This is a genomic window from Streptomyces profundus (genome assembly GCF_020740535.1).
Classification (GTDB): Bacteria; Actinomycetota; Actinomycetes; order Streptomycetales; family Streptomycetaceae; genus Streptomyces; species Streptomyces profundus.
This window is the reverse complement of record NZ_CP082362.1, coordinates 1880783-1905702: the sequence shown is the minus strand read 5'-3', so window position 1 is coordinate 1905702 and position 24920 is coordinate 1880783. Positions and strand designations below refer to the sequence as shown.

Below are 24920 nucleotides of genomic sequence, written 5' to 3'. Positions count from 1 at the left end.
CGGTTCCGCACGCGCCGTGTTCAGCGGAAGGCGGCCTCGGGACGGTCGCCGTCGACGAGGAGGGGCAGGGCGCGGCGGCGTCCGGCGGCGATGATGGCGTACTGGTAGAGGCCCGGGGGCTCGTGCAGCTCCCGCAACGGCACCCATCCGACGTGGGCGTTGGGCTTCATCGACGGCACCTCGGGCAGCTCTTCGCCGTCCAGGACGTAGGTCACCCCGTTGGGCAGGCCCTGGTCGTCGGTGGTGAGGGTGAAGGCGAGGACCTCGGTGAGGGCGCGGTCGTAGCCGGTGGTCTCCCTTAGGGCCTTGCGCGCGGTGAGGATGGGGCAGTGCCCGGGGAGCACGGTGCCGTGTGGCAGGACCCAGCCCTCGTCGCCCGGGGTCTTCTCCCCGCGCACCATCAGCGCGTGGTTGTCGCCGGTGGTGGCCAGGATGTGGAAGGTGACGGGCAGTCCGCTCGGTCCCGGAAGGGGCAGGGACATCGGTAGGTCTCCTCGGATCGTCAGCTGTCAGTGGGTGAGGGCGGGCAACAGCCCGGCGGCGGCGGTCAGCAGGCACATCGCGCCGACGAACGCCGGCCCGGCCGTCCGGTCCAGGAACGCCCCGACCGGACTCGCCCGCCCGTGCGCGCCGTTCTCCTCGGGGCGGCGCTCGACCCGCCAGTGCCGCTCCGTCCTGGAGAGGTACCGGGTGTGCGTCGGTTCCTGCTGTGAGTGTTGGAGGCACCAGACCGCGACGGGCAACGCGTCGTCGTCGAAGAGCGGCGAGAGCTGCCCACAGTGGAAGCACTCCGCCCCGTAGATCGCCTCCGGCGCACCCACGCCCCGCTCCTCACACAGCATCCAGTCCGCGCCCCGGACGATCGAGACCGGCTCAGCCGCCTCGCTCCCGCCCGGCGACGGCTGGTTCCGCTCACTCATCGCGTCGATCTCCCTTGCTCGGTTGGTCGGTTGGTCGGTCGGGGCCACGGCTCGGCCGTGACGAGCTGGGCCAGTCGGCCGCCGAACGGGGTGCGGGGCAGCGGGTCCCGGCATCGGTAACGGAGCGGTTCGGGCGGGCCGCCCGCGCCCAGCGGCCGGTAGAGCGGGACCAGCCGCCCCGTCCCGTCGACGGGCGCGTCCCGCGACGCCTCGCTGAAGTCCCAGGCCATCGCGTGCAGTTGCCCCAGGCAGCCGTCACACGCGTACAGCGGGGCCGCCACCCCAGCCGAGGTCAGCCAGCCGATCCACACCACCGGCGCGATCCGATGTCCGCAGAAGAACCAGCAGGGCCCCAGGGCCCGTTGCTCCTGCCCCACCAGCCCAGGCATGGGTGCCTGGAACTCCCACTCGCCGGCGCTCACCCGTCGCCCGCCTCGGGTACCGCGCCCCAGCACGAGAACCAGACGACCTTGCCCAGCCGACAGGACGTGCCGGCCACGAACGGCATCGGCATATAGCCGAACCCGTCGGCCATCTCCCGCAGCAGCCACAGGCCACGGCCGCCCTCCGCGCACCAGTCCGGCCTGCGCAGCACGGGCAACTGCCGGGACTCGTCGAAGACCTGCACCAGCAGGTCCTCCTCCACCCGCACCATCCGCAGACCGCACCGCCGACTCGCGGTGTGCCGCGCGACATTCGCCAGGAGCTCCGTGACCCCCAGCCGCGCCAACTCGACGGCCTCCCCCGAGACCCGCCAGTCGACCAACGCGGCGGCGACCGTGCGCCGCCACTCCTCGATCTCGTGCGCGCTGACGGTTAAGAACCAGCTGAGATCGTGCGGAGCGTCGACGGGACCATCAGGAGCGGTCATGGTTCCTCCAGCCAGGGCCATCACCCATCCGGGTGAGTTGTGGGCCCGGTCAGGAAGCGTCGGCGGGTTGGGATGGGGCCGTTCCGCCGTCTCGGTGGCCCGCAGGTCGGGGCCGCTCGCGCCAGGCACAGCCGTCTCCTCTCCGTAGTGTCGCCACTACCCGGGGTGGACAGGCTGCCCCACGGTCCGCGAGCATTCAACGTGCCGGATCTGAACGGAAGGCTGGTGCACGGCTTTTGAACCGCAAGGACTTGGTCCCCGAGAGCTCTCCACAGGCGGCGTATGGCGCGCGTTTGCGCGGATTGCGCGAGAGTCGGCAGTGGACGCAGGAGGAGCTGGGGGACCGGATGGGATATTCCAGCACGCATATTTCGTCAGTGGAAACTGGTCGGAAGCTGTCAACTTTGCGTTTCTCGCGAAGTGCGGATCGGGTGCTGGGCACGGAACACACCGCGGACTCGTTCGAGCGCGAGTGGCGCGAGGTGCGCCATGGCAGCCTGCTGGAGGGGTCCCCGGAGTACATCGACTGCGAGAGGCGCGCCTCGGAGATCAGGCTGTTCGAGATCGGCATCATCCCCGGGCTGCTCCAGACCCCTGAGTACGCGAGGGAGTTGGCCAGGAGCGCCGTCAACCGGGGGGCGATCGGCGCCGAACAGGCGGAGGAGCGGGTGTCGCTGGTCGCCGAGCGGCGAGCGGCGCTGGAGCGGACGCCGGCGCCGCTGATCTCCGTGGTGCTGGACGAGAGTTGCATCCGGCGGCCCATCGGGGAGCCGGCGGTGATGGCCGCCCAGCTCGCCTATCTGGTGGAGTTCGCCCAGCGGCCCCACACCGTGCTCCAGGTCGCCCCCTTCGAGATGGGCGTCCGCCGCACCCTCAACCTGCCGCTTTACATACTGACCATGGCGGACCGCTCGCTGATGTCCTACGCGGAATCCGCCCTGCGCGGAAACGTCGAGCGCGATAACGGTTCCGTGGTGCCCCTGCTGGCGGCCTACCATCAACTACAGGCGGAGGCGCTCTCCCAAGCGGCGTCTGTCGCCGCGATCCGGCAGCTATGAAAGGGCACCCCGTGACATCCGAAGCCCCGCGTTGGTTCAAGTCCTCCTACAGCGACAACGGTGGCGTCTGCCTGGAGGCCGCCGCCAATCTCGCCGCGACGCGCGGCGTGGTTCCGGTCCGTGACTCCAAGAGCGTCGAGGGTCCGATACTGACGTTCTCGACCGCCGCGTTCTCCTCGTTTGTGTCCGGCGTCAAGTCCGGCGAGAACACCGCCAGTTGACCGTCGGTCCCCGACCGCACCCGGCCCCGAACGTCGCCCCGCCGCCCGACGCGGCGGGGCGACCACCCCCGGGCAGCGCCGTTCCGGTCGAGGCCCGTCGCCGTGATTCAGCAGCTACGAAAGGGCACCCCGTGACTTCCGAAGCCCCGCGTTGGTTCACGTCCTCCTACAGCAACAACGGTGGCGTCTGCCTGGAGGCCGCCGCCAACCTCGCCGCCACGCGCGGCGTGGTCCCGGTCCGCGACTCCAAGAGCGCGGACGGCCCGATCCTGACCTTCGGATCGGCCTCCTGGCAAACGTTCCTCACCGACGTCGCCGACCACACCACGGCCCACTGAGCCAAGCCGACCACCATCCCCCCGGGCCCACGCCCGGGGGGATGTCGGCATGCGCCGGCGGCCCGCTGTCCGCCCAAGGACATCCGCGACTCGCCCGCCTCTCAAGCGGTGTCGGCGCCCGACGGGGTGCCTAGGAGGTGTTCCAACGCCGTGTGGTAGGTGGCTTGGACGGCGGGGATGGTGTCGGTCTGGATGCGTTCGTCGGTGGCGTGGAGTCCTTGGTAGGTGACGCCGAAGCCGGCGGTGGCGGGGATGGCGAGGCCGGCGAGGTAGTTGCCGATGTTGGAGGGGCCGGCGACCTTGGGGCGCACCCGGAGGCCGTGGGCGCCCGCCGCGTCGATGAGGGCCGTGCGCAGCGGGGAGGTGGGCGGGAGGGCGTAGGGGGGCCAGGTCTGGTGGTGTTGGAGCAGGGTGGGTGGGGTGCCGGGCCATTCCTTGTCGATGTCGCTGGCCGACTGGGCGAGGAGTTCGGTCGCGGCGGTGGCGTCGAAGGTGGGGGTGGTGCGGATGTCGATGCTGAGGGTGCACAGGTCCGGGGTGACGCTGTAGCCCTCGCCGCCGGAGATGGCGGTGACGGTGAGTTTCGGGGGGAGTGGGAAGTGCTCCGTCGTCTCCGCCGGCAGCGGACGGCCGGTGAGTTCCCGAACGAGGTGGGCGGCCTTGGCGATGGCGCCGGGGGTGGTCCTGCTGCCGCCGGAGTGGGAGGCGACGCCGTGGACGTGGAGTTGGGCGCGGTGGACGCCTCGGCCGCCGGTGACGAGATGGTCGTTGCCGGGGTAGCCGATCATGACGCCGGCCACGTCGCCTGGTGCGTCGGGACCTTCGAAGAAGGTCTTCGCGCCGGCGAAGCCGCCGGTGTGTTCGTCAAGGTCGAACAGCAGGGTCAGCCGTCCGTGCAGACGGCCGGCGGCCGTTGCGAGGCGGGCGGCGAGATGGCTGAAGATCGCCACCGCGGCCTTGGAGTCGCTTGAGCCCCGGCCCCACAGCCAGCCGTCCGCCAGATGCCCTGACGCCGGTGGGTGGGTCCAGCGGTCCTCGTCGCCGAACGGCGCGGTGTCCAGGCAGGCGTCTAACACCCAGTGCGGCCCCGGCCGTTCCCCGGAGACCTCGGCGGTCACGGCCACGGGCGCGCCGGTGTCGTCACGCAGTACCGCCGGGGTCAGCCGATGGCGACTCAGCCAGGCGGTGAGGTGGTCGATGACCGGCTCGTAGGAATCGATGCCGGCACGGCTGGGAATGCGCACCAACTCACGGGTGAGCTCGACGACGCCGGCGTGGTCGGCCTCAGCAACGACCCGGACACCGACCGGGTCCGGGGGTTGCGGGGATCGCTGAGCGGCCAGGGTCAATCCTCGTCCGTCGGGGGGAGGCCCGCGCGTTGGCGGAGGTGGGTGCGGTGGGTGGTCAGTTGGTGGGCCGTGGCCGTGTCGCCGGCCTGTTGGGCCAGGTGTTCCAGGATCGTGAGGGCGCCGTCCGCCTTGGCCCACTGGCCGAGGCTCTCGGCCAGCCGCGCCGCCTCCGTGAGGACGGTCCTGGCGCGTTCCGGCTCGCCGGAGTCGAGGAGGGCCGTGCCTCGGGTGAGGCCGATCCTGGCGTGCAGGGCCGCGTGGGCCGGGCCCGGGACCAGGGCCTCGGCCGTCGCCAGCTCGGCGAGGGCGTCCCGTGGTCGGCCGAGCGCCAGCAGGGCCCTGGCGAGTTGGTAGCCCTGCATCGCCTCGCCGCGCGGATCGCCCGCGTTGGCCGCCTTCGCCTCGGTGAGGTGGGCCACCGCGTCCGCCGCCCGGCCGCTCGCCAGCGCCAGCAGGCCCCTGGTCTCCTCGATCACCCCGCGCAGCTGCGCCGAGCCGACCCGCTCCAGCAGCGCCTCGGCCGGCGTGAGCGCCGTCTGGGCGGCTGTGAAGTCCCGCGACTCCAGGTAGGCGCGGGCCAGTTGGTTGCGGATGCGCAGCTCGGCATCGGGCCGGCCCGCCCAGCCGGCCGCCGTGATGCCCAGCTGGTGGGAGTCGATCCAGCCCGCATAGCGCTTACGGCTGTGGTAGAAGGCCCACAGCGCCTGGCACATCCGCCACACCGGCTCGTGCCAGCCGCGTTCGGCCGCGGCCCGCAGCAGCGCCAGCACCGTGCCGTGCTCCCGCTCCAGCCAGTCCAACGCGGCGGCGGGACCGGCCAGTTCGGGCAGCGCCGGCGGGCCGTCCCAGCCCTCGCCGCCCGCAAGGCGCAGCCGGTTGCCCAGCACCGCCCGGTCCACCAGCTCGCAGACGGCCAGCGCGAAGGCGACCGCGCCGCGCAGCGCGCTCTCGCGGTCCGCGCCCCTCATGGCCAGTGTGGAGACCAGCGCCCTGGCCTCGTCGTGGAACGCGTAGTGGCCCGGCGCCAGTTCGCGCACCAGCCCGGCGCGCAGCAGCTCGGCGAGGCCCGCCGCCGGCTCGTCGGCGCCGGTGGCCAGCGCCAGCTCGACGGTGAACGTGGGGCCCGGGAGCGCGCCCAGCAGCCGGCAGAGCCGGCGGGTGGCGGGCGGGAAGCCGTCGTGGACCAGCCGCAGCGCGTCCGTCATCCGGGTGTCCCCTCCGTCGCCGGTCACCGCCCGCCGGTGCCGGCCGTCCCGTTCGGCGGCCAACTCGGCGACCACGCGGGGGAGATCGTCGTCGGGCCCCGCCAGCAGCCGTTCGCCGACGGCCCGCAGCGCCAGCGGGCGCCCGCCGCAGAGCCGCACCAACTCGTCCAGCGTCGCGGTGTCGACCTCGCCGTCCTCCCACCAGGAGGCGACCAGGGCCCGGCCCGCCGCCGCGCCGAGCTCGCCGACGACCAGCTCCCTGGCGCCGTCCATCCGCAGCGCCGGCAGCGGCCGGCGGCTGGTGACCAGCACCATCCCGTGACGCGGCAGCAACGCCCGCACCTCGGACGCGTGTTCGGCGTTGTCGATCAGGAGCAGCAGGCCGCGCCGCCCGGTGGTGGCGGAGCGGTAGATCGCGGCGCGCTCGGCCGGCGTCGGGCCGATGAACGAGGCGTCCACGCCGAGCGAGCGGGCGAAGCGGGCCAGCACCGCGCCCAGATCCACCCCGCCGCCGCCCTGACGTTCGGCGGCCAGGTCGACATGGAGCTGTCCGTCGGGAAAGCGCTCCCGGGAGCGGTCGCCCCAGTGCGCGGCCAGCTCGGTCTTGCCCATGCCGCCGGCGCCCGGCAGCACCACCAGCGTCAACCCGTCGGCGCCGCCGGCCCAGCGCGCCCACTCGGCGTCCAACCAGGCGAGTTCACTGGAGCGGTTGACGAACCCAGGCCGGACGACCGGGAGTTCGTAGGGCGTCGGGGCCCGCGCGGGGCCGCGCAGCTCGACGGTGTCGATCCGGTTGGCCTGGATCACGTTCCTGGCCATGCCGTCGAAGTGGTTGTGCGTGCCCCCGGGGAACGCGCCGCCGCCCCGCCGGGCCCCGTCCCCGTCCCCGACCCCGTCCATCCGCTCAACTCCTTCTGCGGCCCGCCCCTCGCGGGGGAAGCCTGCCCGGCTCCCGGGGCGTCAGTCCCCGGGGTACCAGGGTGTCAGCTCCGTCAGCCCTCCGAGGTCACCTGGATCGAGAGGTCGTTGTCCACCGTGTAGTACGGCCAGAAGGCGGCGCCCCGCACGGTGGCCGTCGGGTAGACGAAGACCGCCTTGCGGTCGGCCACATCGTCCAGCAGCCTGGCGACCCGCACCGGGCGGGCGTCCGCGCGGGGGCGGACGAAGACGTTCCACACCGCCTGGGCGCCCGCCTCCACCGGGAGTTCGCGGTAGTCGGCGGTGAAGGAGAACCCGCCGGCCTCGTCCAGGGTCATCGGCGCCTCGCGCTCGGGGCCCTCCTTGCCCCGGCGGCGCAGCACCGCCGCCGCGCCGTCGCCGGGATCGACGCCGTACAGCCGGCCGGTGACGGTGAGCCCGTGCTCGCCCGGTTCGACGCGGTGCGCCTCGGCGTGGCCGACGCGGCGCCAGGCGCGCACCGCGAGGGCGCCGTCCTTGGTGGGGTACGGCAGCCGGACCCGCAGGGTGCCGTCGTCGGCGAGGCGGGGGTCGGGCGCGGCGGGGGCCAGCAGCCGCAGATCGCGCAGCCCGGGGCGGAGCCGCTCCCTCGGCTGGTCGGCGGCCGGCAGCAGATAGGCGTCCCAACGGCCTTCGTCGAGCCGGGGGTTGTCGCCCAGCTCGGCGCGCCAGCGGCCCGGCGTCCCGGGCAGCTCGACCAGCTCGACGGCGTGCCCCGTGGTCTCCTGCTCGCCCTTCTTGGGCCGCAGCCGCAGCAGGAGTTGCGGCGCGGTGGCGTCGGGCAGGCTGATCTCGAAGGTGACGCGCCCGTCGGCCGTCACGGCGCAGTCGGCACGGGGGGCGTTCTCAAGGACGGTCGGGCTCAACGGTTGCCCCTTCGCATGGTGCGCATGGTGGAGACGGCGGCGGCGAACGCGGCGTCACGGACCACATGGCCCCGGTTGGCCATCCGTGCGCCGACCCTGACGTGCAGCGGGATCCGGACCCGGCGTCCGCTGGACTTGACCTCGTGGAGCTCGGTGAAGAGCGCCTCGGCCTGCTCGATGATGGGCACCGGGTCGTAGCGGCGGGAGTTGGCGAGCGCTGCCTCGCTCATGGTGCGGCGCAGGCCGTCGTCCTGGATGAGATCCAACAGCGCCTCGCTGAGGGCGTGTTGGTCGCCCACCGGGACGAGCCTGCCGTCCTTGCCGGGGGTGATGATCTCGGCCGGGCCGTGCGGGCAGTCCGTGCTGACGACGGGCAGGCCGCAGCGCATGGCCTCGACCAGGGTCATGCCGAACGGTTCGAAGCTGGAGGTGGAGGCGCCGATGGAGCCCTTGACCCACTCGGCCTCCATCGCGGAGGCGGTGCCCATCAGGAAGACGTTGTTGTAGAGGCCAAGATCGTCGATCAGGGCGCGCAGCCGGTCGCGCTCCTCGCCCCTGCCGTAGATGCGCAACTGCCAGTCGGGGCGCTCGGCGGCGACTCGGGCGAAGGCGCGGATCAGCAGGTCGTAGCGCTTGACGCGGACCAGCCGGCCCGCGGCGATCACGATCTTGGCGCCGCTGTCGGCGGGCGGCAGGGCGGGCGGCGGCACGCTGTTGGGGAGCGCCTCGACGCGGACCCCCGGCAGCCGCATCCGCCGCCGGTAGGCGTCGGCGTCGGCCTGGGTGACGGTGGTGAGGGCGTCCAACCTCGGGTAGACGCGGCGCAGTTCGTTGCGCAGCCCGGGCGGGTGGTTGTCCAGGGTGAGGTGTTCCTGCCCGACCAGCACGGCGTTCTTCGGGCCCTGGAGCGCCAGATGGACGTTGAGCCCGGGGCGGGTGCCGATCACCACATCGGCCTCCAGGGAGGCCAGGCAGTGCGAGATCCGCTCGTCGCTCAGCGCGCTGTACTGGTCGAAGCGGTACTCGGCGGCGGGGAAGATCTTGGGCGGTCTCTTGTGGCGGGGGTCGTCGCGTTCCGTGCGCAGGTCGATCAGGGGGCGGACACGCACCCGTGGGTCGAGGGAGAACACGGGGTCGGTGCGGTGCCTGAGGATGGAGATGATCTCCACCTCATGCCGGGGGGCGAGGGCCTGAGCAAGGTTGAACGTGGTCTTGATCGTGCCCCCGATCCCATAGGCGTTGTGCAACAGGAACGAGATCCTCATGCCGGTTTGACCTCCAGGACTGCGACTTCGGTTTCCGGTGACCGGGTGACGCTGGTCACTCCCCGCGGTCGCGGTGCCGTCGGGCGCTGCGGGTACGGTCCAGCGCTCTCATCAACGAGCGGTCCGGCGGGAGGATGCGCCGGACGCCGGCGGGCCGTCCCCCGACCGGGTCAACGGGCGGCTCGCCAGTGCCAGTCGGCGACCTCGGGCAGATCGGTGCCGTGTTCGGTGACATGGCGCCGGTGCCGGTAGCGGGTCTGGACCATCCGCTGCCGCAGCCGCGCGGCGCGCACCGCGAGCCCGGGCACCCGGTCGATCACGTCCATCACCAGGCGGTAGCGGTCCAGGTCGTTGCGGACCACCATGTCGAACGGCGTGGTGGTGGAGCCCTCCTCCAGATAGCCGTGGACATGCAGCTGCGGATGGTTGTCGCGGTGGTAGGTGAGACGGTGGATCAGCCACGGATAGCCGTGGTAGGCGAAGATCACCGGCCGGTCGCGGGTGAACAGGGCGTGGTAGTCGCGGTCGGAGAGGCCATGCGGATGGTCCTCCTCGGACATCAAGCGGGCGATATCGACCACGTTGACCACCCGTACGGTCAGCTCGGGGAGGTGACGGCCGAGCAGGTCGGCCGCCGCCAGCACCTCCTGGGTGGGCACGTCGCCGGCGCAGGCGAGCACCACGTCCGGTTCGTCCAGGCCGCTCTCGGAGCCGGCCCACTCCCAGATCCCGGCCCCGGCCGCGCAGTGCGCCCGCGCGGACTCCAGGTCCAGCCAGTCGAAGCAGGGCTGCTTGCCGGCGACCACCACGTTGACGTAGTCCCGGCTGTGCAGCACGTGTTCGGCGACGGCCAGCAGGGTGTTGGTGTCGGGCGGCAGATAGACCCGCACCACCTCGGGCGCCTTGTTGAGCACCTGGTCGACGAAGCCGGGGTCCTGGTGCGAGAAGCCGTTGTGGTCCTGCCGCCAGACATGCGAGGTCAGCAGGTAGTTGAGGGAGGCGACGGGCCGCCGCCAGGGCAGCCGGCGGGCGGTGCGCAGCCACTTGACGTGCTGGTCGGCCATCGAGCCGACGATATGGGCGAACGCCTCGTAGCTGGAGAAGAGGCCGTGGCGGCCGGTCAGCAGATAGCCCTCAAGCCAGCCCTGGCACAGGTGCTCGGAGAGCACCTCCAGCACCCGGCCCTCGTGCGAGAGGTGTTCGTCCACCGGGAGGATCGCCGTCTGCCACACCTTGTCGGTGGCCTGGTAGACGTCCTGGAGCCGGTTGGACTCGGTCTCGTCCGGGCCGACGAGGCGGAAGTCCCTGCGCTCCGCCGTCGCCTCCATCACCCGGGCCAGCAGTTCGCCCAGCGCCCTGGTCGGCTCGTGGCTGCTCGCTCCCGGGGAGGGCACGGGCACGGCGCACTCCTCAAGCGGCGGCAGCGGCAACGCGCGCAGCAGCAGCCCGCCGTTGGCGTGCGGGTTGGCGCCGAGCCGCCGTTCACCGGTGGGCAGCCAGGAACGCACCGGCTCGGTGGGGAAGCCCGCCGGGTCGAAGAGCTCATCGGGCCGGTAGGAGCGCAGCCACGCGGCCAGCTGCCGCAGGTGGTCGGGGTTGTTCCTGGGATCGGAGAGCGGGATCTGGTGCGCCCGCCAGGTGCCCTCGACGGGTTTGCCATCCACCTCGGCGGGCCCCGTCCAGCCCTTCGGGGTGCGCAGCACGATCACCGGCCAGCGGGGGCGGGCCCGGACGCCCTGTTCCCGCGCGGCCCACTGGAAGTCGGCGATCCGGTTGAGCGCGGTGTCCAGGGCCGCCGCCAACTCCCGGTGCACATGGGCGGGTTCGTCGCCGGTCACATAGATCGGGTCATGGCCGAGGCCGCGCAGCAGCTGGTCGAGCTCCGCTTCGGGGATGCGGGCCAGCACCGTCGGGCCCGCGATCTTGTAGCCGTTGAGATGGAGGATCGGCAGCACCGCCCCGTCCCGCACCGGGTCGAGGAACTTGTTGCCGTGCCAGGACGCGGCCAGCGGCCCGGTCTCCGCCTCCCCGTCGCCGATCACACAGGCCACCAGCAGCCCCGGGTTGTCGCTGGCGGCGCCGTAGGCGTGGGCCAGCGAGTAGCCCAGCTCGCCGCCCTCGTGGATGGACCCCGGAGTGTCGGGCGCGACATGGCTGGGCACCCCGCCGGGGAAGGAGAACTGCCGGAAGAGCCGCGCCATCCCCTCGGCGTCCCTGGGCACGTCCGGGTATGTCTCGGTGTAGCTGCCGTCCAGCCAGGAGTTGGCCAGCGGCGCGGGCCCGCCGTGTCCCGGGCCCCAGACGCAGAGCGCGTCCAGGTCGCGGGCGACGATGGCGCGGTTGAGATGGACGTGCACCAGGTTGAGCCCCGGCGTGGTGCCCCAGTGGCCGAGCAGCCTCGGCTTGATGTGCTCGGGACGCAGCGGCGTCGCCAGCAGCGGGTTGGCCAGCAGATGGATCTGGCCGACGGCGAGGTAGTTGGCGGCCCGCCACTGGGCGTCCAGCGCCGCTACCGTCTTGTCGTCCAGCGCGGAGACGGGCTGGTGCGCGGTGCCCTCCCGGGCGGCGCCCTCCCGGGGGGTCAACGGGACCCGGCCGGCGTCGCTGGCGGTTCGTTGGCTCCCGGCGTCTCCCGGCATGGGGTCACCTCCTGGTTCGGGCCCGCCGCGAGTACCCCTCCGGGGGGAGGCGAAACGCAGGGCGGGGCGAACCAGGAGGTGACCCGGGTGGTGGGGCCTGGTGGGCCTACGCCGTCCAGGTGAAGGTGGCGACCGCGCCGGCCGGCAGGGTGTAGTTCAGCGAGCCACCGTCCTCCGTGATGGAGAAGGTCCGCTCACCGCCGGAGGCGTTCACCACATAGGCGACCCGGGTGCCGTCGCCGTTCTCGAAGACCACGTTCTGGAGCCCGCCGGGGCCCTCGCTCGACGAGGAGACCCGCTGGGCGCCCGGGTCGGTGAACTTGGTGAGGTGGCCCAGCACATAGAACTCGGCGCCCCTGTTCACCTGGTCGCCGGCGATCTCGACGACGCCGTTGCAGCGGTCGTCGCAGTGGCCCTGGTGCGGGCCGCCGTTCTGGTCCAGGGCGAGGTTCCAGGTGATCACGGTCTCGCCGCCGTGGCGCATGTTCCGCACCACCAGGTTCTCGGCCTGCCAGCGCAGGGTGTCGGAGAAGGTGTTGGCCTGGTTGTCGCTGTCGGTCCCCGAGCACTCGGTGAAGTACACCCGCTCACCCGCGTCGACCAGCTGGCCCTGGGCCTCGGGCTGCCCGCCGTAGCAGTGGAACGCGGCGCCCGCCACCCGGTCGATGTCGGAGGTGGCGGCGAGGACCTGAAGGGGGTAGCCCGGCTCGTCCCAGTTGTGGTCGTAGGCGAAGAGGCTGGTCGGCAGCCCCGCCTCGGTGAGGGCCTCGTCCAACACCCGGAAGAACGCGGCCTGTTCGGACGCGCTCATGGAGGTGGACGGGTAACTCGTCGCGAACAGCGGCTCGTTCTGCGCGGTGAGGTCATGCAGCTCGATGCCCTCGGCCGCGTACGCCTGGACGGCGTTCACCAGGTAGTCGGCGTAGGTCCCGTAGTGCTCGGGCAGCAGGCCGCCGCCGTTGAGGGAGTTGCCCGACTTCATCCAGGCCGGGGGTGACCAGGGGCTGCCCATCAGCCGGATGTCCGGGTTGCGGTTCAGCGCGTCCCGCACCACCGGGATGATCTCCTGCCGGTCCCGGTCGATGGAGAACTGCCCCGGGGTGTCCTCGTAGGTGTAGAAGCCGCCGGAGTTGAAGTCGGTGCTGCCCAGCGGCTGGCGCAGATAGCTGAGCCCGATGCCGTCGCCCTCGGTGGTGAAGAGGGCGTCGAGCAGCGCGTCGCGCTCGCCCTGGGGGAGGCCCTGGATCAGATGGGCGGACGCCTCGGTGACGGAGGCGCCGGCGCCGCTGAACGACTGGTGGCGCTGGCCCGTGTCCACCTGGATGTCGGTGGACTGCGGCTGCCCGTCGAAGGCGACCTCGCCCTGGGCGGCCAGCCGGGACTGGCCGTCGGATGTGGTCAGCCACACCTCGGCGCTGGTGGGCGCGGCCTGCGAGGTGCCGGCGGTCAGGCCGAGCCCGCCGGCGACCAGCGCGGCGGCGCTGACGCCCAGCAGGGCGGTGCGGAGTGCGGTGCGTTCTCTCATGCTGCGGCTCCCTTGAGTGGGGGGTTTCTCTTCGTCGAGAAGGGGAGTTCCGGGCCCGGCCGCGGGGAGCGCCGGGCCTGGCCGTTGTAGGCATGCCCATGACATCCCGCGGGCGGGGTCGATCCGCCGTGCCGCGCGCGAGCGGGCGCGCGCGGCACGGACGCCGTGGGGTCAGCCGGTGGTGCCCACACGCACCTCCCGGGTCAGCCGGATGTCCCGGCTGGAGCGGCCGACGAGCAGCTGGCAACGTCCGGGCGGGGTACGCCAGTCGGCCTTCCGCCGGCTCCACACCTGGAACGCCCGCGCCGGCACGGTCACCGTGGCCGTGCCGCCGCCGCCAGCGGCCACCGCGAGCACGGCCGAGCCGGCCAGCGCCCGCAGCGGCCGGCCGTCCTCGCCGGGCGGCGGGGCCAGATACACCTGGACCACCTCCCTGGCGTCGCGGCCCGACGTGTTGCGCACCGCGACCTTGACCGTGAGGTCGCGGCCCTCCGGGAGGTCGTCGGTGTCGACCTCGACGGACTCGTAGGACCAGGCGCCGAAGCCGAGGCCGTGGCCGAAGGGGAACGCCGGCTCGCGCCCGGCGCGGTCCCAGCCCCGGTAGCCCACGTCCCGGCCCTCGGCGTAGCGGACCAGGCCGGCCTCGGGGACGGCGTGCGGCACCGGGACGTCGTCGGCGCGCGCCGGCAGCGTGAAGGGCAGCCGTCCGGTGGGCTCCGCCCGGCCGAGCAGCACATCGGCCAGCGCGTGGCCCGCCTCCTGCCCCGGCAGCCAGCCCCAGAGCAGGGCCCCCACCTCGTCGGCCCAGGGCAGCAGCACGGGGGCGCCCGCGTTGACCACCACCACCGTCCTCGGGTTGGCCGCCGCGACCCGGCGCACCAACTCGTCCTGCCGGCCCGGCAGCGCCAGCGTGGACCGGTCCCAACCCTCGGACTCGACCTCCTCGTTGGTGCCCACCACGACCACCGCCACCTCGGCGGCCCGGGCGGCGGCGACCGCCTCGGCGATCTCCTCGTCGGCGCCGGCCCCGGGCCGCAGATGGCGCAGATGGCAGGTGACGATCCGGCCGTAGCCGCCGGCGTCCACCACCGTCAGGTCGATCTCCAGCGGCACCGCGCGCGGGCTCTCGCCCACCGTCAACTCCACGGTGTGGCCCGGGGGATGGCTGTGGCTGGAGTCCAACACCAGGCCCACGCCCCGGTCGTCGTCCCCGGTGGCGACCTCGTCGTCCGCCACCCGGACGGCGAACCGGCCCATGGTGCCGATCTCCAGCTGGTGGCGGCCGGGCTCGGTGAGCGTCACCGTGCCGCGCAGCAGCACCCGGTGGGTTTCGGCGGGGAAGGAGCGGTAGTCGGTCAGATCGCCCGTGTCGAGTTCCTCGGCGCCGAGGAAGTGGCCCTCCGTGTCCAGGAACTCGGCGCGCAGGACGAGCGACTCCGGGTCGACAAACGGCGCGTGGCGGCGCGCGTCGCCGCCACGCGCCACGGTGACCCGCGCTTCGGGCAGCGCGGCGCGCAGCCCCTCGGCATAGCCCACCAGCCGGTTGGGCGGCACGAAGGCGCTGCCGCCGCCCTGGAAGTAGGGCCGCACCGCGTTCGGCCCGATCAGCGCCACCCGGGAGAGGCTCGCGCCGTCGAGGGGAAGCAGCCCCTCGGTGTCGCGCAGCAGCACCGTGCCCCGGGCGGCCACGGAGCGCAGCAGCGCGAACTCCCGCTCGGTGGGCGCGCCGCCGGTCGCCGGACGCGGTTCGGGGGCCTCCTCGTCCGGGTCCCAGGGCGCGACCAGCCGGCCCACCCGGCCGGCCAGCCACAGCAGGCGAAGCACCTTGTCGTCCACCACCGACTCGGGGACCTCGCCCGCCTCGACGGCGGCGACCAGCGCGTCGCCCCAGGGGCCGCCGGGCCCCGGCATCACCAGGTCGAGGCCGCCCAGCGCGCTGGGCACGGTGCTGCGCGTGGCGGCCCAGTCGCTGATCACCGGGCCGTCGAAGCCCCATTCGTCCTTGAGCACCCCCCGGAGGAGCCCGGTGTGCTCGCCCATGGGCGCCGACAGTTCGCCGTCGTCCACGCCCGAGTAGGCGGACATCACGCTCCAGGCGTCGGACTCGGCCAACACCGCCTCGAACGGCGCCAGATACACCTCGCGCAGGGTCCGCTGGTCGACCTGGGCGCGGTAGGCGGTGCGCTCGGTCTCGGAGTCGTTGGCCACATAGTGCTTGAGGCAGCCGGCGACGCCGTGCCGCTGGAGGCCCCTGACCAGACCGCCGGCGACGGCGGCGGTGAGCAGCGGGTCCTCGGCGAAGTACTCGAAGTGCCGGCCGGCGACGGGGGTGCGCTGGAGGTTGACCGCCGGGGCGAGCAGCACGTCCACGCCCTTGCGCCTGGCCTCGGCGGCGAACAACTCGCCGAGGCGCTCGGCGAGTTCGGGATCCCAGCTCGCCGCGACCGCACTGGGCGCCGGCGCCAGCAGCCCGGTGGCGTCCGGCACGTCGCCGATGCCGCGCACCCCCTGCGGGCCGTCCGAGAGCACCACGGGCAGCAGGCCGAGACGGGGTTCGGCGCCGGTCGACCAGAGCGCGGCGCCGGTGAGCAGGCGGACCTTGGCGGCGACGTCCAGCGCGCGGACCCGGGCCACCAGCTCGGCGTCATCCCGGTCCCTGGGCCGTCGGTCCTGGCCGGCGTCGTCGGCGGCGGACGCGGGCGGAGTGGGCATGGGGTTCCTTTCGAGCGGGCGGTACGGAAGGATGAAAGCAGACTGACTGAGTACTTAGTAAGGGCCGGGTCGCGGTTCCGGAACCGAGGCCCGTGGTTCCGGAACCTGGCGGACCCCCGCGTGGTCGGCCGTACACTGCCACCCGACGAAGCCGAAGGTAGGAGCGGTCATGCCCGAAGCAGCGCCGCCACGTCCGGTAGGTGCCCGGCGGCGTGACGAGATTCTGCGCATCGCCATGGAGACCTTCGCGACCCGTGGCTACCACAACGCCTCGCTCGCCGAGATCGCCGAGCGGTCCGGGCTCACCCAGGCCGGCGTCCTGCACCACTTCCGCACCAAGGCGGGACTGCTGACCGGGGTGTTGGAGCTGCGGGACAAGTCCGATATCGACGCGCTCGGCGACGGCCGCCCGCACGGCCTCGGCCTGCTGCGGCACCTGGTGGCCACGGCGCGCCGGAACGCCGAGCGGGAGGGCATCGTCCGGCTCTACACGGTGCTTTCGGCGGAGAGCGTCACCGAGGGGCATCCGGCGCAGGAGTACTTCCGCAGCCGCTACGAGGGGCTGCGCGCGATGGTGATCACGGCGCTCGAAGAGGCGGCCGAGGTCGGCGAGTTGCCGCCGACGCGGGAGCTGCCCGAGCTGGCCAGCGCGATCATCGCGGTGATGGACGGCCTCCAGGTGCAGTGGCTGCTCGACCAAAGCACCGTGGACATGGCCCGGGCCACCGACCGGGTGATCACCGCCCTGATCGGGGTGCCGCTGCCGCCCGAGGAGTGAGCGGCACCCGGGATCGGCACCGCGAGGGGGCCATGGCCGACGCACACCGCTGGGCGGGACGGCGTGCGTAGTTCGGCGCGCTCACTTTGTCCGGTTGGAGGATGAAGTTGGCACAGCTTGTTTCAAAGGGGTTTCCAGTTCGGGGGAAAGTCGTTACCTTCCCTGTGGTGTACCAGTCAATTCCGAACAGTCCGAACAGAGCGGGCGTCCCCCTCATCTGACGTCCACTCCGTTCACCATGGCGCGACGGCGCGCGCCTGTGCGACAGCTTCACCCCCACCCCCGTGCGCTCTTACGGAGGAACGCTCGTGCACAGGAGATTCAGAGCCGCACTCGCGGCAGTGGCGGGCCTCTCGCTCGCCGCCGTGGGTACGGTCGTCAGCCAGCAGGCGGCCACGGCCGCCCCCCCACCGCTGGAGGAGTTCCAGCAGGTCACGCTCGCCAAGGGCGAGGCCGAGATGGGCGAGCCCATGACGCTCGCCGTGCTGCCGGACACCTCGGTGCTGCACACGTCGAGGGACGGCACCGTCCGGCTCACCGACGCGAACGGCTCCACCAAGGTGGCCGGTCAGGTGCCGGTCTACAGCCATGACGAGGAGGGCCTCCAAGGCATCGGGGTCGACCCGGACTTCGAGGACAACCGTTTCGTCTACCTGTACTACGCACCGCCGTTGGACACCCCGGGCGGCGACTCGCCGGCCGAGGGCACCCCGGAGGACTTCGCGCCCTACGACGGCGTCAACCGGCTCTCCCGTTTCGTGTTGAACGAGGACGGCACCCTCGACAGCGGCAGCGAGGTCGAGATCCTCGACGTCGCCGCCAGCCGGGGCCAGTGCTGCCACGTCGGCGGTGACATCGACTTCGACGCCGAGGGCAACCTCTATCTCTCCACGGGCGACGACACCAACCCGTTCGCGTCCGACGGCTACACGCCGATCGACGACCGGGACAACCGCAACCCGGCGTTCGACGCCAGGCGCTCCTCGGGCAACACCAACGACCTGCGGGGCAAGGTCCTGCGCATCCATGTCGAGGACGACGGCAGCTACACCATCCCGTCGGGCAACCTCTTCGCGCCCGGCACCGAGGGCGCCCGCGACGAGATCTACGCGATGGGCTTCCGCAACCCGTTCCGGATGAGCGTGGACAAGGCCACCGGCGTCGTCTACGTCGGCGACTACGGACCCGACGCCGGCTCCGCCGACCCGGGCCGCGGCCCCGGCGGCCTGGTGGAGTTCAACCGCATCACCGAGCCGGGCAACTTCGGCTGGCCCTACTGCGTGGGCGACAACGAGCCCTATGTCGACTACGACTTCGGCAGCGGCACCTCGGGCAGCACCTTCGACTGCTCGGCGCCGGTCAACGACTCGCGCAACAACACGGGCCTCGCCGAGGTGCCGCCGGCCCAGCCCGCGTGGATACCCTACGACGGCACCTCCGTCCCCGAGTTCGGCGGCGGCTCCGAATCGCCCATGGCGGGCCCGGTCTACAACTACGACCCGGACCTCGACTCGGCCGTCAAGTTCCCCGAGTCCATGGACGGCACGTTCTTCGCCACCGAGTTCGGCCGCCAGTGGATCAAGGCCATCGAGCTGGACGCCGGCGGCGGCGTCGACGGCATCCACGACTTCCTCTGGGAAGGCACCCAGGTCATGGACAGCGCCTTCGGCCCCGACGGCGCGCTCTACGTCCTCGACTACGGGCTCGGCTGGTTCTCGGGCGACGAGAACAGCGCCCTCTACCGCATCGAGTACACCAGCGGCGTCCAGTCGCCCATCGCCGAGGCATCGGCCGACGTGAGCTCGGGACCGGCCCCGCTGGAGGTCGGCTTCAGCTCCGAGGGCAGCCGCGACCCGGGCGGCGCCGAACTCAGCTACGCCTGGGACTTCGGCGACGGCGCCACATCGGACGAGGCGAACCCGACCCACACCTACACGGACACCGGCACCTTCACCGCCGAACTGACGGTGACCAACCCGTCGGGAGCCACCGGTGGCGCCTCCGTGCGGATCGCCGTCGGCAACAGCGCCCCCGAGGTCAACATCGTGCTGCCGGGTGACGGCGCCCTGGTCGACTTCGGCGAAGCCGTGCCCTTCGAGGTGGAGGTCACCGACGCCGAGGACGCCGAGATCAACTGCGACAACGTCACCGTGACCTTCATCCTGGGCCACGACTCGCACGGCCACCCGCAGACCTCGACCACCGGCTGCTCCGGCACCCTCCAGACCCTCGCCGACGGCGAACACGACCCCAACGCCAACATCTTCGGGGTCTGGAACGCCGAGTACGTCGACTCGGGCGCCGGTGACGCCCCGCCGCTGACCGGGAGCGACCAGGTCGTCTCCCAGACCAAGCAGCGGCAGGCCGAGCACTTCGGCGACGCCGAGGGCGTCCAGTCGGCGACCGCGCCGGGGGCCCACGGCGGCAGCGTCGCCGCGGTGACGGACGGCGGCTGGATCTCCTTCGAGCCCTATCTGCTCAGCAACGCCCAGGACTTCACCGCACGCGTCGCCTCCGAGGGCGGCAGCGGCACCATCGAGGTCCGCGCGGACGCGCCGGACGGCGAACTCCTCGGCACCGTCGAGGTGGGCGACACCGGCGGCCTCGACAGCTACGAGGACGTCAGCACCGCGCTGTCCGGCCAGCCGGCCGGGACCGTGACCCTCCATCTCGTGTTCAGCGGAGGCCCGTTCCACCTGGACGACTTCACCTTCAGCACCAGCAGTGAGGAGTGATCACCATGCGTGAAGTGACCACCCGCACCACCCCCACAACCCGGATGAGACGGATCGGCTATCTCGCGGCCGGCGGCCTGCTCGCCGCCGCGGCGCTGCCCGCGGTCGCCGCCAGCGCGTCGACCGACGCCGGCGCGACGGCCGACGGCGGCACCGCGATCGCGGCCGACCCCTTCGACGTGCTGGTCTTCTCCAAGACCGCGGGATTCCGGCACGACTCGATCGAGACCGGCATCGAGACCATCACCCAACTCGGTGCCGAGAACGACTTCTCGGTGACCGCCACCGAGGACTCGGCCGAGTTCACCGAGGAGAACCTCGCCCAGTACGAGGCGGTGATCTTCCTCTCCACCACGGGCGATGTCCTCGACGACACCCAACAGGCCGCGTTCGAGGGCTACATCCAGAGCGGCGGCGGCTACGTCGGCGTCCACGCCGCGGCCGACACCGAGTACGACTGGGCGTGGTACGACGGCCTGGCCGGCGCGCTCTTCGACTCGCACCCGCACATCCAGGAAGCCACGATCAACGTCGAGGACCACGACCACCCGGCGACCGCCCACCTGGGCGACACCTGGGACCGGACCGACGAGTGGTACAACTACCGCACCAACCCCCGGGAGACCTCCCGCGTACTGGCCTCGCTCGACGAGTCCAGCTACGAGGGCGGCAACATGGAGGGCGACCACCCGATCGCCTGGTGCAAGGAGTACGACGGCGGCCTCGCGTTCTACACCGGCGGCGGCCACACCATCGAGTCCTTCGCCGAGCCGGACTTCCGGCAGCACCTGCTGGGCGGCATCCAGTACGCCGCCGGCCAGACCGACGCGGACTGCTCCGTCGACGGCGGCGAGGACCCGGACCCGGGCCGCACCCCGATCTTCGACGGCTCGGGCACCGAGGGCTGGACGCAGGCAGGGCCCGGTGAGTTCGTGCTCGACGAGGAGGAGGGCACCCTCACCAGCGTCGGCGGGATGGGCCTCTTCTACTACGAGGCCCAGGAGTACACCGACTTCTCGCTGGTGCTTGACTGGCGCCAGGAGGGCGACTCCAACTCCGGGATCTTCGTGGGCGCCCCCGTCAGCGACGACCCGATGGACGCCGTCAACCAGGGCTACGAGATCCAGATCGACGACACCGACGAGCCCGACCGGACGACGGGCGCCGTCTACGGCTTCCAGTCGGCCGACATCGAGGCCAGGGACGCCGCGCTGAACCCCAACGGCGAGTGGAACACCTACGAGCTGCGGGTCGAGGGCGACCGTCTCCAGATCTTCCTCAACGACACCCTGATCAACGACTTCACCAACACCGACGAGGCCCGCACCCTCGCCGGCCACATCGGGATCCAGAACCACGGCAACGAGGACACCGTCCAGTTCCGCGACATCAGCGTCCAGGAACTGGCCCCCGCGGCCGACTACACCCCGATCTTCGACGGCTCGGGCACCGAGGGCTGGACGCAGGCAGGGCCCGGTGAGTTCGTGCTCGACGAGGAGGAGGGCACCCTCACCAGCGTCGGCGGGATGGGCCTCTTCTACTACGAGGCGAAGGCGTACACGGACTACTCGCTGGTGCTTGACTGGCGCCAGGAGGGCGACTCCAACTCCGGGATCTTCGTGGGCGCCCCCGTCAGCGACGACCCCTGGGACGCCGTGAACCAGGGCTTCGAGATCCAGATCGACGACACCGACGCGCCGGAGCGGACGACGGGTGCCGTCTACACCTTCCAGTCGGCCGACATCGAGGCCAGGGACGCCGCGCTGAACCCCAACGGCGAGTGGAACACCTACGAGCTGCGGGTCGAGGGCGACCGTCTCCAGATCTTCCTCAACGAGGTGCTGATCAACGACTTCACCAACACCTACGAGGGCCGTAGCCTTGCGGGACACATCGGACTCCAGAACCACGGCGACGCCGACACCGTGCAGTTCCGCGACGTCCGAGTGCAGGAGCTGACCCCCACCCCCCCCCCCCCCCCCCCCCCCCCCCCCCCCCCCCACCCCGCCCCCCCCCCCCCCCCCCGCCCCCCCCCCCCCGCCCCCGCCCCCCCCCCCCCCGGGGCCGCCGGGCGCCCCCCGGGGGGCCCCCCCCCCCCCCCCCCCGGGGCCCCCGCCCGCGCGGAGCCCGGCCACGCCGCACACGTGGCCGGGCCCCGCGCCCTTCCCTTCCGCAGCTGCACAGAAAGCCGCGACATGACAACAGCACCCCAGGAGCGCGTCGGAGTCTGGCTGATCGGCGCCCGTGGCTCGGTCGCCACCACCACGGTGGCCGGCCACGCCGCCATCGCCGCCGGCCTCCACCCCTTCACCGGACTCGTCACCGCAGGCCCTGAGTTCGCCGGGGCGGTACTGCCCCCGCTGGACGGGCTGGTGTTCGGTGGCCACGACACCGCACCCACCCCTCTCCCGAAACGCGCCGAACAGCTCGCCGAGGCGGGGGTGTTGCCCCCCGGGCTGCCCGCCGCCGTCGCCGACGACCTCACCCGCGCCGAGGCCGAGATCCGCCCCGGCGGCCCCCAGGCGGACGATCCCCGCGACGACCAGGAGCTGATCGCGGCCTTCGCCGCCGACATCAGCACCTTCCAACGCCGCAACGACCTCGCCCGCACCGTCGTCGTCCACCTGGCCAGCACCGAACCGGTGCCGGCGGCCGACGAACCCCGCGCCCCGGCCAGCTCGCTCTACGCGGCGGCGGCCATCGAGGCCGGCTGCTCCTATGTCAACTTCACCCCCGCCAGCGGCATGCACGCCCCCGGCCTCGCCGAACGCGCCGCGCGCGCCGGCCTGCCGCACGCCGGGCGCGACGGCAAGACCGGGCAGACCCTGCTGCGCGCCGTGCTCGCCCCGATGTTCGCGCAGCGCGCGCTCGCCGTGCGGGCCTGGTCGGGCAGCAACCTGCTCGGCGGCGGCGACGGCGCCACGCTCGCCGACCCGCAGGCCGCGGCGGCCAAGAACGCCGGCAAGGCCAGGGCGTTGGCCGACAACCTCGGCGAAACGCCCGAGGGCACCACCCATATCGACCATGTGCCGGCGCTCGGCGACTGGAAGACCGCCTGGGACCACATCGCCTTCGACGGGTTCCTCGGCACCCGGATGGTGCTCCAGACCATCTGGCAGGGCTGCGACTCGGCGCTCGCCGCACCCCTCGTCCTCGACCTCGCCCGACTCGTCTCCCGCGCCCACGCGTCGGGGATGGCGGGCCCCGTGCCGGGGCTCGGCTTCTTCTTCAAGGACCCCGACACCCCACCGCCAGGACTGGCCGAGCAGTACCGCGAACTGCTCGGGCTCGCCGAGCGGCTGGCCGGCCGCTCGTGACCGGCGGCAGCGCCCGCGCCTGGCTTGAGCTGGTGCGCGGGCCGGCCGCGCTGACCGTGCCGGGGGACACCCTGGCCGGCGCCGCCTCCGCCGGCGGGGTGCCACACCGCGAAGCGGCGCTCGCCCTGGGCAGTTCGGTCTGCCTCTACTGGGCCGGCATGGCGCTCAACGACTGGGCCGACCGGGCCGAGGACGCGCGCGACCGCCCGCACCGCCCGCTCCCCTCGGGACGGATCCACCCCGCCGCCGCCTTCGGCGCCGCCGCGGGGCTCACCGCCGCCGGGATCGCCCTGGCCGGCGCCGCCAACCGGGCCCAACTCGCCACCGCCACCGCCCTGGCCGCCACCGTCTGGGCCTATGACCTGGGGCTCAAGCACACCCCGGCGGGCCCCGTCGCCATGGGCGCCGCCCGGGGCCTCGACCTGCTGATGGGCTCGGCCGCCAGCGGCCGGGTGCCGCGCGCCGCGCTGCCCCCCGCCGCGCTGCTCGCCGCCCACACCACCGCCGTCACCCATGTCTCCCGGCACGAGGTGGACGGCGGCTCGCGCGCCGCGCCGCTCGCCGCGCTCGCCACCACGGCCGGCGTGGCCGCCGCCGTGGCCCGCCCCGGCGGTCCTGACGCCGGCACCGCGCAGGGCTGCGCCGCCAGCTATCTCCTCACCGCCGCCCCCGCGTTGGCCCGCGCCGCGCGGCAGCCCACCGGCGAACACACCAAGCAGGGCGTGGTCAACGGCCTGGCGGCCCTGGTGCCGCTCCAGGCCGGGCTCGCCGCCAGGGCCGGCGCCCGCCGCTCCGTCCCCGTGCTGCTCACCCTGCTGGCCGCCACCCGCCGGCTGTCGAGGAAGGTGACCCCCACATGAGCCCGCCGCCAGGGCCCCTGCTCGCCTACGGCACCAACGGCCTCACCGACCTGCGACTGGCCGACGCCCTCGCCCTCCTCGCCGACCTCGGCTACCAGGGCGTGGCGCTCACCCTCGACCATATGCATCTCGACCCGCTCGCCCCCGAGTTGGCCCGCCGCACCGCCGAGGTCGCGAAGCTGCTGGACCGCCACGGCCTGGCCGTCGCGGTGGAGACCGGCGCCCGCTACGTCCTCGACCCGCGCGCCAAGCACGGGCCCAGCCTGCTCGACCCCGACCCGGCCGCCCGCGCCCGCCGGATCGGGCTGCTCACCGACGCCACCCGGGTCGCCGCCGACCTCGGCGCCACCGCGCTGCACTGCTTCAGCGGCCACCAACCGCCGCGAACCCCCGACGACGTGGCCTGGGCGCGGCTGGCCGACGCCTTCACCCCGCTGATCGAGGCCGCCGACCTGGCCGGCGTCCCGCTCGCCGTCGAACCCGAACCCGGCCACCTGCTCCAGGACATCGCGGGCTTCCACCGGCTGCGCCGGGCGCTCGGCGGCCCCGAGGCGCTGCGGCTCACCCTGGACATCGGCCACTGCCAGTGCCTGGAACCCCTGCCGGTGACCGACGCCGTCACCGCCGCCGGGCCCTGGCTGGCCCATGTGCAGATCGAGGACATGCGGCGCGGTGTGCACGAGCATCTCCCGTTCGGCGAAGGCGAGATCGACTTCCCCCCGGTGCTCGCCGCGCTGGTCGCCACCGGCTACGCGGGCCTGGTCTCGGTCGAGCTCCCACGCCACTCCCACGCCGGCCCCCAACTGGCCACCGAATCCCACGCGTTCCTCGCCCCGACGCTGGCCGCCGCCGCCCAGGCGTCCGCCGGTTCGGGGGGTGGCGTTCCGGACGCCGCCGGCACGGCGTCCGTTGGCCCGGTCGCCGGCCCGGAGGCCGTTGGCTCGGCGTCCGTTGGCGGACAATCCGCCTCCCCGGCCGCCGGCCAGGCGTCCGCCTCTCCGGCCGCCGGCCAGGCGTCCGCCTCTCCGGTCACCGGCCAGGCGTCCGCCGTCCGCGCAGCCGCCGGCCAGGCGCCGGCGTCCGCCGCCGGCTCGGCGTCGTTTGCGGGTCAATCGGCCGTCCCGGCCTCCGTCCCGGCCTCCGTCCCGGCCTCCGGCCCGGAGGCCGGCGCCCCGGTCGCCGCCCCGGATGCCACCGGTCCAGAAGCCGCCCTCCGCGAAGCCGCCGGCCGGGCGTCCGCCGCCGGCCGGGCGTCCGCCTCCGGCCCGGAGGCCGTTTCTGGTACCGCCCGTCAGGAGGTCGTC

The 24920-nt window shown here is 73.2% G+C and carries 18 protein-coding genes and 1 pseudogene; 8 read left to right on the top strand and 11 right to left on the bottom strand.

Annotated elements, in window-relative coordinates; translation table 11 throughout:
- Positions 1 to 20: 20 nt before the first annotated feature.
- The 4 genes from K4G22_RS08165 to K4G22_RS08150 are packed head-to-tail and all read right to left on the bottom strand — an operon-like array spanning position 21 to position 1791.
- Positions 21 to 482: an NUDIX hydrolase gene (locus K4G22_RS08165; RefSeq protein ID WP_228079220.1), complete on the bottom strand. Its 462-nt coding sequence runs from the start codon at positions 480 to 482 to the stop codon at positions 21 to 23.
- Positions 483 to 509: 27 nt separating this feature from the next.
- The gene (locus K4G22_RS08160; protein ID WP_228079219.1) at positions 510 to 920 is read right to left on the bottom strand and encodes a DUF7848 domain-containing protein; all 411 of its coding nucleotides are present in this window, start codon (positions 918 to 920) and stop codon (positions 510 to 512) included.
- A complete protein-coding gene (locus K4G22_RS08155) occupies positions 917 to 1342 on the bottom strand; it encodes a hypothetical protein (RefSeq protein ID WP_228079218.1) in 426 nt (141 codons plus the stop codon). Before K4G22_RS08155 ends, K4G22_RS08160 begins: the two co-directional genes overlap by 4 nt.
- Positions 1339 to 1791, bottom strand: a complete 453-nt coding sequence (locus K4G22_RS08150) for an ATP-binding protein (RefSeq protein ID WP_228079217.1) — start codon at positions 1789 to 1791, stop codon at positions 1339 to 1341. Before K4G22_RS08150 ends, K4G22_RS08155 begins: the two co-directional genes overlap by 4 nt.
- A gap of 236 nt (positions 1792 to 2027) precedes the next feature.
- On the opposite strand from K4G22_RS08150, the gene K4G22_RS08145 reads away from it, so the two are divergent.
- The 3 genes from K4G22_RS08145 to K4G22_RS08135 all read left to right on the top strand — a co-directional run bounded on the left by K4G22_RS08145 (position 2028) and on the right by K4G22_RS08135 (position 3408).
- Positions 2028 to 2849 (top strand): helix-turn-helix domain-containing protein, encoded by an 822-nt coding sequence (locus tag K4G22_RS08145; protein WP_228079216.1) that lies wholly within the window; start codon positions 2028 to 2030, stop codon positions 2847 to 2849.
- 11 nt (positions 2850 to 2860) lie between these two features.
- Positions 2861 to 3070, top strand: a complete 210-nt coding sequence (locus K4G22_RS08140) for a DUF397 domain-containing protein (protein ID WP_228079215.1) — start codon at positions 2861 to 2863, stop codon at positions 3068 to 3070.
- A gap of 131 nt (positions 3071 to 3201) precedes the next feature.
- A complete protein-coding gene (locus K4G22_RS08135) occupies positions 3202 to 3408 on the top strand; it encodes a DUF397 domain-containing protein (RefSeq protein WP_228079214.1) in 207 nt (68 codons plus the stop codon).
- A 101-nt stretch (positions 3409 to 3509) separates the two neighbouring features.
- Here the strand turns inward: K4G22_RS08135 and K4G22_RS08130 are convergent, their stop codons facing one another.
- The 7 genes from K4G22_RS08130 to K4G22_RS08100 form a co-directional block, all read right to left on the bottom strand.
- A complete protein-coding gene (locus K4G22_RS08130) occupies positions 3510 to 4757 on the bottom strand; it encodes a M20 family metallopeptidase (protein ID WP_228079213.1) in 1248 nt (415 codons plus the stop codon).
- Complete coding sequence (locus K4G22_RS08125; protein WP_228079212.1) at positions 4754 to 6862, bottom strand: ATP-binding protein; 2109 nt, start codon at positions 6860 to 6862, stop codon at positions 4754 to 4756. The genes K4G22_RS08130 and K4G22_RS08125 overlap by 4 nt, the downstream gene beginning before the upstream one ends.
- A gap of 92 nt (positions 6863 to 6954) precedes the next feature.
- Entirely contained in the window at positions 6955 to 7785 is an 831-nt protein-coding gene (locus tag K4G22_RS08120; RefSeq protein ID WP_228079211.1) for a transferase, read from the bottom strand.
- Complete coding sequence (locus K4G22_RS08115) at positions 7782 to 9050, bottom strand: glycosyltransferase family 4 protein (protein ID WP_228079210.1); 1269 nt, start codon at positions 9048 to 9050, stop codon at positions 7782 to 7784. The genes K4G22_RS08120 and K4G22_RS08115 overlap by 4 nt, the downstream gene beginning before the upstream one ends.
- Positions 9051 to 9220: 170 nt before the next feature.
- Positions 9221 to 11689 carry a phosphoketolase family protein gene (locus K4G22_RS08110; RefSeq protein ID WP_228079209.1) on the bottom strand — a complete coding sequence of 823 codons (2469 nt, stop codon included), beginning with the start codon at positions 11687 to 11689 and terminating at the stop codon, positions 9221 to 9223.
- Positions 11690 to 11795: 106 nt separating this feature from the next.
- The gene (locus K4G22_RS08105) at positions 11796 to 13214 is read right to left on the bottom strand and encodes a glycoside hydrolase family 30 protein (RefSeq protein WP_228079208.1); all 1419 of its coding nucleotides are present in this window, start codon (positions 13212 to 13214) and stop codon (positions 11796 to 11798) included.
- Positions 13215 to 13385: 171 nt separating this feature from the next.
- Positions 13386 to 15926 (bottom strand): glycoside hydrolase family 3 protein, encoded by a 2541-nt coding sequence (locus K4G22_RS08100; RefSeq protein WP_228079207.1) that lies wholly within the window; start codon positions 15924 to 15926, stop codon positions 13386 to 13388.
- A gap of 169 nt (positions 15927 to 16095) precedes the next feature.
- Between K4G22_RS08100 and K4G22_RS08095 the strand changes: the two genes are divergently transcribed.
- The 5 genes and pseudogenes from K4G22_RS08095 to K4G22_RS08075 form a co-directional block, all read left to right on the top strand.
- Positions 16096 to 16704 carry a TetR/AcrR family transcriptional regulator gene (locus tag K4G22_RS08095; RefSeq protein ID WP_265590219.1) on the top strand — a complete coding sequence of 203 codons (609 nt, stop codon included), beginning with the start codon at positions 16096 to 16098 and terminating at the stop codon, positions 16702 to 16704.
- A 308-nt stretch (positions 16705 to 17012) separates the two neighbouring features.
- Entirely contained in the window at positions 17013 to 19439 is a 2427-nt protein-coding gene (locus K4G22_RS08090; RefSeq protein WP_228079206.1) for a PQQ-dependent sugar dehydrogenase, read from the top strand.
- Between the two features lie 44 nt (positions 19440 to 19483).
- Positions 19484 to 22756 carry a ThuA domain-containing protein gene (locus K4G22_RS08085; protein ID WP_425336785.1) on the top strand — a complete coding sequence of 1091 codons (3273 nt, stop codon included), beginning with the start codon at positions 19484 to 19486 and terminating at the stop codon, positions 22754 to 22756.
- A complete protein-coding gene (locus tag K4G22_RS08080) occupies positions 22753 to 23616 on the top strand; it encodes an SCO3242 family prenyltransferase (protein WP_228079204.1) in 864 nt (287 codons plus the stop codon). The genes K4G22_RS08085 and K4G22_RS08080 overlap by 4 nt, the downstream gene beginning before the upstream one ends.
- Positions 23613 to 24488 (top strand): annotated as a pseudogene (locus K4G22_RS08075) (sugar phosphate isomerase/epimerase family protein); the annotation flags it as partial. The gene K4G22_RS08080 and the pseudogene K4G22_RS08075, both read left to right, overlap by 4 nt.
- Between the last annotated feature and the right edge of the window lie 432 nt (positions 24489 to 24920).

Bases quoted from the DNA above. Each gene is read 5' to 3' on its own strand.
- K4G22_RS08165 (WP_228079220.1), bottom strand. From the start codon at position 482: ATGTCCCTGCCCCTTCCGGGACCGAGCGGACTGCCCGTCACCTTCCAC.
- K4G22_RS08160 (WP_228079219.1), bottom strand. From the start codon at position 920: ATGAGTGAGCGGAACCAGCCGTCGCCGGGCGGGAGCGAGGCGGCTGAG.
- K4G22_RS08150 (WP_228079217.1), bottom strand. From the start codon at position 1,791: ATGACCGCTCCTGATGGTCCCGTCGACGCTCCGCACGATCTCAGCTGG.
- K4G22_RS08125 (WP_228079212.1), bottom strand. From the start codon at position 6,862: ATGGACGGGGTCGGGGACGGGGACGGGGCCCGGCGGGGCGGCGGCGCG.
- K4G22_RS08115 (WP_228079210.1), bottom strand. From the start codon at position 9,050: ATGAGGATCTCGTTCCTGTTGCACAACGCCTATGGGATCGGGGGCACG.
- K4G22_RS08110 (WP_228079209.1), bottom strand. From the start codon at position 11,689: ATGCCGGGAGACGCCGGGAGCCAACGAACCGCCAGCGACGCCGGCCGG.
- K4G22_RS08105 (WP_228079208.1), bottom strand. From the start codon at position 13,214: ATGAGAGAACGCACCGCACTCCGCACCGCCCTGCTGGGCGTCAGCGCC.
- K4G22_RS08100 (WP_228079207.1), bottom strand. From the start codon at position 15,926: ATGCCCACTCCGCCCGCGTCCGCCGCCGACGACGCCGGCCAGGACCGA.
- K4G22_RS08095 (WP_265590219.1), top strand. From the start codon at position 16,096: ATGCCCGAAGCAGCGCCGCCACGTCCGGTAGGTGCCCGGCGGCGTGAC.
- K4G22_RS08085 (WP_425336785.1), top strand. From the start codon at position 19,484: ATGAGACGGATCGGCTATCTCGCGGCCGGCGGCCTGCTCGCCGCCGCG.